This is a genomic window from Flavobacterium sp. (assembly GCF_029242675.1).
Classification (GTDB): Bacteria; Bacteroidota; Bacteroidia; order Flavobacteriales; family Flavobacteriaceae; genus Flavobacterium.
In genome coordinates this window covers 1-9,516 of sequence record NZ_JAQWTM010000209.1, presented here as the reverse complement: position 1 = coordinate 9,516, position 9,516 = coordinate 1, and the positions used below count along the sequence as shown (strand labels likewise).

Genomic DNA, 9,516 nt, shown 5'->3' with positions numbered 1-9,516 from the left:
TCCATATGGCTTACCTTTAGCTTTGAATTTATTTATTGTTTTTATTTTCCTCTTTTCGATATGGGATATAAAAAGGAAAAAGAAAAAATTGGAACAAACATTCATTGAAATATTTGAAATTGAAAATGTAACTGATTTATCAAACAACGATCCAAAGTCCATACAAAAGTAGTCGGGTTAAGAAAACGATAGTAATAAATATGCAGCACACACAAATAACAACAATAAATGACTGATAAAATCATAGTTGTAGCCGGAGGAACAGGGAATCTTGGTGGCCGAATCGTAAAAGCCTTGTTAGAAAAAAACGCCAAAGTTCGGGTTTTAGTACGTGCCACTTCTGACAAAGAAAAAGTAAGCCAGCTAGAACGCAGTGGGGCAAAAATCTTCGTAGTAGATTTGACAAACCAACAAGAAATAGCCAACGCTTGCAGTGGTGCAACATGCGTAGTTTCTGCACTTGCAGGATTAGAAGACGTTGTTATCGAGACACAAAAAGTCCTGCTAAATGGAGCGATTTTGGCTGGAGTAGCCCGATTTATTCCTTCTGATTTTTCATTAGACTTCACGAAATTTAAGGATGGCGAAAATCGCAACTTAGATTTACGAAGAGCATTTCATAGCTACTTAGACACTACTTCTATTGCTTCAACAACTATTTTTAATGGTGCATTTATGGATATGCTTACGAACGAAATACCGATGATCATTTTTAAAAAGAAACTGGTTCTTTATTGGGGAGATGCTAACCATAAAATGGGATTTACCACTTTAAACGATACCGCCAAGTTTACTGCAAATGTAGCGTTAGATAGCACCACACCTCGGTTTTTACGGATTGCCGGTGATCAAATAAGCCCACAAGAAATAAGAGAAGCAATGAATCAATTAACAGGTCAAAAATTCCGTTTAATTCGAACGGGAGGCTTAGGATTGTTAAGTTTTCTAATAAAAGTTACAAAACTATTTTCACCCGCAAAAACAGACCTTTATCCTGCATGGCAGGGAATGCAATACATGCGTAATATGATGGACAAAAGAGCGAATCTAAAAACCACAGACAACAATCGCTATGCTGATATGAAATGGACAACTGTTAAAGAGTTGCTATCCAATCATAAAACCGCTTAAGGTTTTAGAATAATGGTAAAGGCAAATAGGTTTTACGATGCATACGAGACAATTAGAATTCGTTCTATTTCGAACAATAAAAAAAGATTATAAAGTACCTATAACAGACGCAAAATATGCTTTTTTGACTAAATTTACTTTTCTCAATGAGCATCATTCAATAAATCAAGTTACCCTAAACCAATGAACCACCAATTTAGACAAGCCACCACTCAAGAAATTCCCGCGATTTGGGAAATATTACAACAAGCCATAGCCCGCAGGAAGGCAGATGGAAGCAAGCAGTGGCAAGACGGCTACCCTAACCCAACCGTAATTGAAAGCGATATTACTAAAGATGCAGGCTATGTGATTACCGATAACGATACCATTGTAGGCTACGTTGCACTTTTAATTAATGATGAACCCGAGTATGCCAATATTGAAGGAGAATGGTTGACCAATGGTGATTTTGTCGTATTTCATAGAGTCGCCATCGCCGAAAATCAATTGGGAAAAGGACTCGCTAAAAAACTACTGCTTCACATTGAGGAATTTGCTATAGCAAATGGAATTGTTAGTATCAAAGCCGACACGAATTTTGATAATCTCGCAATGATAGCCGTGTTTGAAAAACTAGGCTACCAGTATTGCGGACAAGTTTATTTTAGAGGTAGCGCCCGAAGAGCCTATGAAAAAGTACTCTCAACAAATGGATAATATGAAGAAAATACTACTGCTAGTTTTAACTGTGCTCTTGTTCATACAATGCTCCTCGGTTAAAAAATACAATGCTCAACTAGACACGCTTATTTCAGTGGAAAAAATGAAGCAAGATGTCGATTACACTTATCTACAACTACAACGTTTACATCCTAATTTATACGGATACATCGACAAAGCTGCTTTAGACTACAATTTCGATAGCGTAAAAAAAACAATTACAAGTCCGTTAAAACCGCTTGGCTTTTACAAAAAACTGAGTCCGTTGGTTGCAGCAGTGCGTCAAGGACATTCCCAAGTTTATATTCCTACCAAGAAATTTACTAAAAAAGAAGCCAAAGTTTTAGAAAAAAAGGGCACTGGTCCTATTTCGCAATTCGAGTTGGATGTCATTGATAACAAACTGTATGTTATTAAAAACAAATCGTACGATAAATCGATTCAAGCAGGAAGCGAAATCATTAGTATGAATGGACTTAATCCTATGGATTTAAATACCGAATATGACCACTATTTTACCTCTGACGGCTTTAATACTACATATAAAACTAATGTTGCTAGCCGCAAAATAGTCTCCTATTTCACCGCTGAACAAGGTATTAAAGACAGTATCGCCTATCAGTTTCAATTTAAGGACAGTATCAAAAGTAGCATCATTGCTAGAAAAAATCCTGAAAAACCAAAACAGGATTCCTTAAAACAAAAGACTCCAACAGTAAAACCAATTGTAACCCAAGCACAAAAAGAAGCACAAAAAGCCTTTAAAAGAAAAAAACGAATTAACGGCTATAATAAAGACGCTCAAAACTTTACACGTAACTTTAATTTTGTTGCAAAAGACAGTAGTGTGGCGCTAATGAAAATTAGAGGCTTTAAAAACAAAAGCTATAAAATATTCTACAAAGAAAGTTTTCAGCAATTGCAGGATAGTAAAACGAAAACACTCATTTTAGACCTCCGTAATAATGGTGGTGGACGATTGGCTGAAATCGCCGAGTTGTATTCCTATCTAGCCGACTCGAGTTTTGTTTTCTTGGATAAATCAGAAGTTGTATCTCGAGCTAGTTTAGTACGCGGCAGCTATTTTGAAAGCAATTCAATTGTAGAGAAAATGATAAAAGTAGTATTTTCACCACTTGCCTACACCTATGCTTTGTTCGAGGTCAAAAAAGAAAAAGACGGGAAATATTACACCCAATCATTTACTAAGGTGAAGCAACCGAAGGCAACCGCATTTAAAGGAAAAATTTATGTTTTAATTAATGGTGGTAGCTTCTCTGCTTCTAGTATAATCTCCTCTAATTTAAAAGGATCCCGGCGAGCGACCTTTGTGGGGCAAGAAACAGGAGGCGATTACAACGGAACGGTAGCCGGATTCATGCCTGAACTTAAACTACCTAATTCTCAAATAATCGTGAGGATAGGTGTTATGAATGTAGTTCCGTACTACAAAACACCCGTCCTAGGTCACGGTATTTATCCTGATAAGGAAATCCTACCTACACTTCAAGATAAAATAGAAGGAAAAGATCCCGAGCTAGAGTGGATTGTAAATGAAATCAATAAAGCGAATGCCGTCCAAAAAGAAAGTAAGTTAAATTAAGAACTGCATCTAACAAAAAAGCATCATGATCTGAAAATCGTGATGCTTTTTTAGTTCAGATGTAAAGAAAAATTAAAGACTCTCGAGCATTTCCTTCCTTTTGATCTTTCCATTGTCCGTTTCTACAAATTTAGAAATATAAAAAACAGCTTTTGGTTTTTGGTATTTATCCAAACTTTCGAAAACAACTTCCGGTAAAACCGTTTGCTCCCCTTCAATTACAAGTACTAATTTTTCGCCTAAGTCGGTATCAGAAATTCCTCCCACAAAAAAGCGAGCAGAAATATGAGCGGCTAACTGTTCTTCTATCTGTTCCGGAATTAATTTAATGCCGCCACTATTCACGACATTATCAATTCGACCTAAAAACACAAATTGATGGTCATTTAGTAACTCAACTAAGTCGTTGGTTACAATTTGCTCATCGGCAACTCTTGGAGCATCAATAACCAAACAATTGTTGTCATTTTGAGAAATGGTAATATTGGGTAAGATAGAGAATGCTTTTTCTCCTATCTTTTTGGCAGCAATGTGCGTAATCGTCTCGGTCATACCGTAGGTTTCGTACACCGCTGTGGGTACTTTAAGCAAACTTTTTTCGAGTGTTTTGCTCATTTTGGCACCTCCTACGATCAATTTTTTTACATTTTCAATCTCTTTCAAGGAATTTTGAGCTTGTAAAGGTACCATGGCAACAAAATCATAGCGCTTGGTATTTTTATCCAATGGATGCGAGCTAGGCGCGACAAAATCGATTTCCAATCCCAAAATAAAACTTCGGATTAACATCATTTTTCCAGCGATATAGCGCGTTGGCAAACAATATAAGGCGGTATCACCAGGTTGTAAATCAAAAAAATCTCCTGTCGCCAATGCAGAGTTCACCATGTTCTTCTTCTTCACCCTAATTAATTTAGGAGCTCCCGTTGTTCCCGAGGTTTGCAACTCGATAAATGAATTTTGGTCAAACCAATCTAATAAAAAATCACCTATTGATTTCTCAAAAACATCGCCTTCTTTGATCAAGGCATAGGATAAACTACATAAATCCTGCTTATTTAAATGAACGCCATTTAGCTTAAAACGATTGTGAACATTCTTGTAGGATACTTTTTCCATGTTAGTACGGTTTTACCATTTAATTGGTAGTAATAGGTTTAATTTTTCCAGTTAGTTTTTCTTTCCAATGGGTCCATTGGTATTTTTTACTAAAGATATACAAAAGAATTGGGTACACAATCACGACCGGAAGGAGCACATCCATTCCCGCCTCTGGTTCTGAAATATCCTTTAAGATCGAGTGCGTCTGAAAAACAGTCCAATCTGACGTAACCAACAATGCACCTAGTAAATTATTGGCTGCATGAAAACCTAATGCTAATTCTAAACCCTCGTCCATCAGCGTTAAAATTCCTAAAAACAAGCCGGTTCCTACGTAGTAAATCATAATGATATTCCCCATTTTGGTCACTTCGGGATTAAAATAATGCATTCCCCCAAATATCAAAGAAGTCATCAGAAGTGGAAACCATTTATTGCGCGATAAATTACCAAAACCTTGCATCAAATAGCCTCTAAACACATATTCTTCAGTACTTGTTTGAATAGGAATAAGCAAAGTTCCAATAACCACTAAAATTAAAAACGGTACAGGTTTAAAAGTAAACACAAAATCCTCAGGAGCAATATAATAATAGACTACTGTTGATAAAACGGTCAATAAGCTCCAGATTGAAAAGGCAAAAAATATCCGAGACCAATCTATTTTTTCCCTTGAGGTCGTTACCGATAACATGGTTTGCTTATGCAAATGTTTGACTACAAGATATAGCGAATATAAAGCAAACACGAAGCTAATAAGTAATAAAAACAGCGTGAGGTTGGGTTCAAAAAAACGCATTAAAGCATCATTACCAGTTGGAAATTCACGACCGTTAGTTACCGTTTCATAAGCAACCGCCAAAATTAAAGGCACTTGACCAATAGTTGAGGCAATAAAAATTAAGAACGATCCCAGCAAATACTTGCCGAAAAAATTAGTTTTACGCAATCCTTGTTCTATAAACATCTGATAAATTTTAATTATTCTTCTACTTTTCTCTTTTCAACCGCTACTTTTGTAAAATAAAAATACCTTATTCCTTCCTATAATGATACAAATATACCATAATCCACGATGCGGAAAATCAAGAAATGCTTTAGCGCTACTTGAAGCTAGTGCCAAAGAATATACCATAATCAAATACCTTGACAATCCACCTACGGTTGAAGAACTGAAATCTCTTTTGGCAAAACTAAATTTAAAGCCAATAGAATTAATAAGACAAAAAGAAAAAATATGGATATAAAATTATAAAAACAACTCTTTATCCGATGAAAATATCATAAAAACTATGGTTTTATACCCTATTTTAATCGAAAGACCCATTCTAATAAAAGAGTCTAAAGCCATTGTGGCTAGGGACTTAAATAAGATTACAGCTTTTCTTGGATAGAACTTTATTTCTTTTAACAATTATTTATGAATTGTCTGTTAAACTAAAAAGACCTTTTGGCGTCTTATCCCAAAAAAAACATAAAACCAATGCAAAATTTTTTAAAGTACCTTTTAACATTAAGTTTATTTATTAGTTTTTCAGCAGGATTTGCACAGGATGCAACAGCAGCTAAAGAAAAAGTAAAAATTACTGGAACTGTTATCGAAAAAACTTCCAAGCAACCACTTGAGTATGCTACTGTAACTTTAATAAACAGTAAAAACCCTAAAATGATTGCGGGCGGAATTACAAGCCCTAAAGGAGAATTCAATATTTACGTCACTCCTGGAACGTACAACATTATTATTGAGTTCATTTCATTTAAATCAATAAATCTAAAAGAACGAAAGTTAGTAGAAAATACTAATCTAGGTACTTTAGGGCTTTTTGAAGACATCTCACAACTAAATGAAGTTGTTATTAGAGCTGAAAAATCCACAGTGGAGATCAAACTTGATAAGAAAGTCTACAACGTAGGGCAAGACATGCTTGTAAAAGGTGGTACTGTTAGCGATGTACTAGAAAACGTACCTTCTGTATCCGTGGATGTAGAAGGAAATGTAAGTTTAAGAGGTAGTGACAACGTTCGTATCTTTATAGACGGTCGCCCTTCTAACGCTTTAAATATGGCTGAGGCTTTACGCCAAATTCCGGCTGATGCAATTGATAAAGTGGAAGTTATCACTAACCCATCAGCTCGTTACGATGCAGAAGGTGGAGCTGGTATCTTGAATATCATCCTTAAAAAAGGTAAAAATCAAGGTCTAAACGGAACCTTTATCGCCTCTACAGGATATCCTGAAACCTATGGTTTAAGTGGAAACTTAAACTATAAAACCGAGAAAATGAATTATTTTACGACCACAGGATACAATTATAGAGTGAATCAAGGTGCAGGTAATACCAAGTCCGAATATTTTGCTACTGATGGTACAACTTCAGGATTCATCAACGAAACTCGTGATACAGAGAGATTAAGAAAAGGAATCAGCACTAAAACTGGTTTTGAGTGGTCGATTACTCCTAATACATTTTGGACTAACTCAATCAGCTATAGAGATAATTCAGGATCAACAGAAGACTTAGTGAATTTTGATAATTTTGATGCTAACCAAAATTTCATCAATTCAACGCTACGTTCAAATATAGGAACGGCAACAGGTAAAGACACTGAATTTGCTTCGAATTTTATCAAAAATTTTAATGACAAAGGTCACAAACTAACCTTAGACGGTCTTTATTCAAGAGAAGACGATCGCGATAACTCTGTGATTGGTAATGGTGGAACAAATAACATCAGTTTACAAAACCAACTTCAAATACAAGCAGATTATGTGCTACCAATTGGCGAAGGAAGTCAATTTGAAGCAGGATACAAAGGAAATTTTAATGACTTAAATAAAGACTTTAGTTTTCCGGGAACTACTATATCTACTATTGCACCAAACACATTAGAGTACAAAGAAAAAATCAATGCCATTTATACGCAGTATGGCTTTAAAGTAAACAAACTATCGTATTTATTTGGTTTAAGATGGGAAGACACTAACATCGATATCAATTTGTTACAAACTAATAATTTCAATAATAAAAAATACAATAACTTTTTCCCAAGTGCTTTTATCAACTACGAAATATCAGATAAAAGTGGCGTGTCTTTAAGTTATAGCAAGCGTTTATCAAGACCAAGAGGACGTTTCCTTGACCCTACTCCTAATATCTCAAGTAACATTAATATATTTCAAGGAAATCCTGATTTAGATCCTTCATTGACTGATAAATTTGATGTAGGTTATATTAATCGTTGGGATAAAGTAACTTTTAATACTTCGATGTATGTCGAAAACACTAAAAATGTATTCTCATTTGTACGCTATGAAAATGGAGATTTTGTAAATCCAGACCTAGATATAAATGGTGATCCAATAGATAACACAGGAACCCCAGTAATTTTAAGTACACCAATTAACATTGGTAAAGAGCAAAAATTTGGTCTTGAATTTACTTTAAATTACAGCCCGACGAAAAAATGGAAACTAAACAGTAGTTTTAACTTGTTCAATTCTAAAACTACAGGAGATTTTACTTATTTAAATTCAGATAATGTAATTATTACCCAAAACTTAGACAACCAAGCGACAAACTGGTTCGCAAGAGTAAACTCAAGATATACTTTACCTTATAAAATCGATTGGCAGTTAAGCGGAACCTACAACGGTCCTAGTCGAACGGCACAAGGACGAAGCTTAGGAGTCTATGGTATCAATACATCACTTAGTAAAGATGTCTTAAAAGATAAAGGAACAATCGCATTTAACATTAGTGACATCTTCAACTCAAGAAAAATGAGATCTCTGGTTAACTTGCCAAGTGTAAGCTCTACAAGCGAAATGCAATGGAGAAGAAGACAGTTTAACTTATCGTTTACTTACCGTATCAATAAAAAGAAAACAGATAAAGACAAAAATGCTCCAACCAATCGTGAAGATGATGGTGGCGGATTTCCTGGATAATAATTCAAAAACAAAAAGGACTCATGAAAAAGGGTCCTTTTCTATTTAGTTTATAGCCATAAAAAAAAGGACTCGTAATTACGAGTCCTTTTTCTATAAAACAATCAAATTATGCTGATTGCTCTTCTTTCTTTTTAGCTTTCTTCTCTTTGTAAGCTTCCCAAGTCGCTCCACCTACCCAGTAGGATACGAAACTAACTAGAAAAAACATTAACCAGAATCCTATGGTAAGGATCGTTAAAAAAAGTAAAAAGCCTAAATACTGTGAAAATTCAAACATGTTTTCCGGAATTTTGAATGTAGCCACAAATATAAGCGTAATATTTTTTTATAGCAATAAAAAACCAATCCAATTTTTATAAAATACAATTAATCCGTAAATTTGAGGTTATCTTGGAGCTTTATCCAGCTATCCATTACAATCCACGCTAAAAAGCGTGGGATTTCCATTGCTATCTGGGCTAGGGCATTCCAATTCCTTTCACGCTTCAATGCAAATCATTATTTTAAATCCATCACAACATGAAATTCAGAATAGAAAAAGATACTATGGGCGAGGTACAAGTCCCAGCTGATAAATATTGGGGCGCCCAAACTGAACGATCCCGTACTAATTTTAAAATAGGTCCCGCAGCGTCGATGCCTCACGAAATAATTGAAGGTTTTGCTTATTTAAAAAAAGCCGCCGCTTATACCAATTGTGACTTGGGTGTTTTGTCTTCTGAAAAACGAGATGCTATCGCAGCAGTTTGCGATGAAATACTAGCCAGCGGACTGCAAGATCAATTTCCTTTGGTGATTTGGCAAACAGGATCAGGAACGCAAAGCAATATGAACGTGAATGAAGTAATTGCCAATCGTGCCCATGTTTTACAAGGATTTGCACTTGGTGAAGGAGAGGCATTTGTAAAAGCGAATGATGATGTCAACAAATCTCAATCTTCTAACGACACCTTCCCTACTGCCATGCACATTGCTGCCTATAAAATGGTAGTAGAATTAACGCTTCCCGCTCTAGAAAATCTTAGGG

The 9,516-nt window shown here is 35.4% G+C and carries 9 protein-coding genes and 1 pseudogene; 7 read left to right on the top strand and 3 right to left on the bottom strand.

What is annotated here, in order from left to right:
- Nucleotides 1–228: 228 nt before the first annotated feature.
- From P8M54_RS07935 to P8M54_RS07925, 3 genes are all read left to right on the top strand, one after another.
- The gene (locus tag P8M54_RS07935) at nucleotides 229–1,131 is read left to right on the top strand and encodes an NmrA family NAD(P)-binding protein (protein ID WP_300286985.1); all 903 of its coding nucleotides are present in this window, start codon (nucleotides 229–231) and stop codon (nucleotides 1,129–1,131) included.
- 183 nt (nucleotides 1,132–1,314) lie between these two features.
- Nucleotides 1,315–1,830 carry a GNAT family N-acetyltransferase gene (locus P8M54_RS07930; protein ID WP_300286983.1) on the top strand — a complete coding sequence of 172 codons (516 nt, stop codon included), beginning with the start codon at nucleotides 1,315–1,317 and terminating at the stop codon, nucleotides 1,828–1,830.
- A 1-nt stretch (nucleotide 1,831) separates the two neighbouring features.
- Complete coding sequence (locus tag P8M54_RS07925; protein WP_300286982.1) at nucleotides 1,832–3,436, top strand: S41 family peptidase; 1,605 nt, start codon at nucleotides 1,832–1,834, stop codon at nucleotides 3,434–3,436.
- Between the two features lie 72 nt (nucleotides 3,437–3,508).
- On the opposite strand, the gene P8M54_RS07920 is transcribed toward P8M54_RS07925, so the two are convergent.
- On the bottom strand, nucleotides 3,509–4,555 hold the full coding sequence (locus P8M54_RS07920) for an AMP-binding protein (protein WP_300286981.1): 1,047 nt from the start codon (nucleotides 4,553–4,555) through the stop codon (nucleotides 3,509–3,511).
- 19 nt (nucleotides 4,556–4,574) lie between these two features.
- Nucleotides 4,575–5,504: a CPBP family intramembrane glutamic endopeptidase gene (locus tag P8M54_RS07915; RefSeq protein WP_300286979.1), complete on the bottom strand. Its 930-nt coding sequence runs from the start codon at nucleotides 5,502–5,504 to the stop codon at nucleotides 4,575–4,577.
- Between the two features lie 82 nt (nucleotides 5,505–5,586).
- Here P8M54_RS07915 and P8M54_RS16340 point away from each other — a divergent pair, with 82 nt between their 5' ends.
- From P8M54_RS16340 to P8M54_RS07905, 3 genes and pseudogenes are all read left to right on the top strand, one after another.
- A complete protein-coding gene (locus P8M54_RS16340; protein ID WP_366525136.1) occupies nucleotides 5,587–5,784 on the top strand; it encodes a hypothetical protein in 198 nt (65 codons plus the stop codon).
- A 15-nt stretch (nucleotides 5,785–5,799) separates the two neighbouring features.
- Nucleotides 5,800–5,931 (top strand): annotated as a pseudogene (locus tag P8M54_RS16335) (ArsC/Spx/MgsR family protein); the annotation flags it as partial.
- Nucleotides 5,932–6,020: 89 nt separating this feature from the next.
- The gene (locus P8M54_RS07905; RefSeq protein WP_300286976.1) at nucleotides 6,021–8,486 is read left to right on the top strand and encodes an outer membrane beta-barrel family protein; all 2,466 of its coding nucleotides are present in this window, start codon (nucleotides 6,021–6,023) and stop codon (nucleotides 8,484–8,486) included.
- Between the two features lie 109 nt (nucleotides 8,487–8,595).
- On the opposite strand, the gene P8M54_RS07900 is transcribed toward P8M54_RS07905, so the two are convergent.
- Nucleotides 8,596–8,766 (bottom strand): hypothetical protein, encoded by a 171-nt coding sequence (locus tag P8M54_RS07900; protein WP_300286974.1) that lies wholly within the window; start codon nucleotides 8,764–8,766, stop codon nucleotides 8,596–8,598.
- 242 nt (nucleotides 8,767–9,008) lie between these two features.
- On the opposite strand from P8M54_RS07900, the gene P8M54_RS07895 reads away from it, so the two are divergent.
- Nucleotides 9,009–9,516: lyase family protein (locus P8M54_RS07895; protein ID WP_300286972.1), on the top strand; the 508-nt coding region annotated here is incomplete at its 3' end.

Coding starts and splice junctions, on each gene's coding strand:
- P8M54_RS16340 (WP_366525136.1), top strand. CDS start 5,587: ATGATACAAATATACCATAATCCACGATGCGGAAAATCAAGAAATGCT.
- P8M54_RS07920 (WP_300286981.1), bottom strand. CDS start 4,555: ATGGAAAAAGTATCCTACAAGAATGTTCACAATCGTTTTAAGCTAAAT.
- P8M54_RS07935 (WP_300286985.1), top strand. CDS start 229: ATGACTGATAAAATCATAGTTGTAGCCGGAGGAACAGGGAATCTTGGT.
- P8M54_RS07915 (WP_300286979.1), bottom strand. CDS start 5,504: ATGTTTATAGAACAAGGATTGCGTAAAACTAATTTTTTCGGCAAGTAT.
- P8M54_RS07930 (WP_300286983.1), top strand. CDS start 1,315: ATGAACCACCAATTTAGACAAGCCACCACTCAAGAAATTCCCGCGATT.
- P8M54_RS07900 (WP_300286974.1), bottom strand. CDS start 8,766: ATGTTTGAATTTTCACAGTATTTAGGCTTTTTACTTTTTTTAACGATC.
- P8M54_RS07925 (WP_300286982.1), top strand. CDS start 1,832: ATGAAGAAAATACTACTGCTAGTTTTAACTGTGCTCTTGTTCATACAA.
- P8M54_RS07905 (WP_300286976.1), top strand. CDS start 6,021: ATGCAAAATTTTTTAAAGTACCTTTTAACATTAAGTTTATTTATTAGT.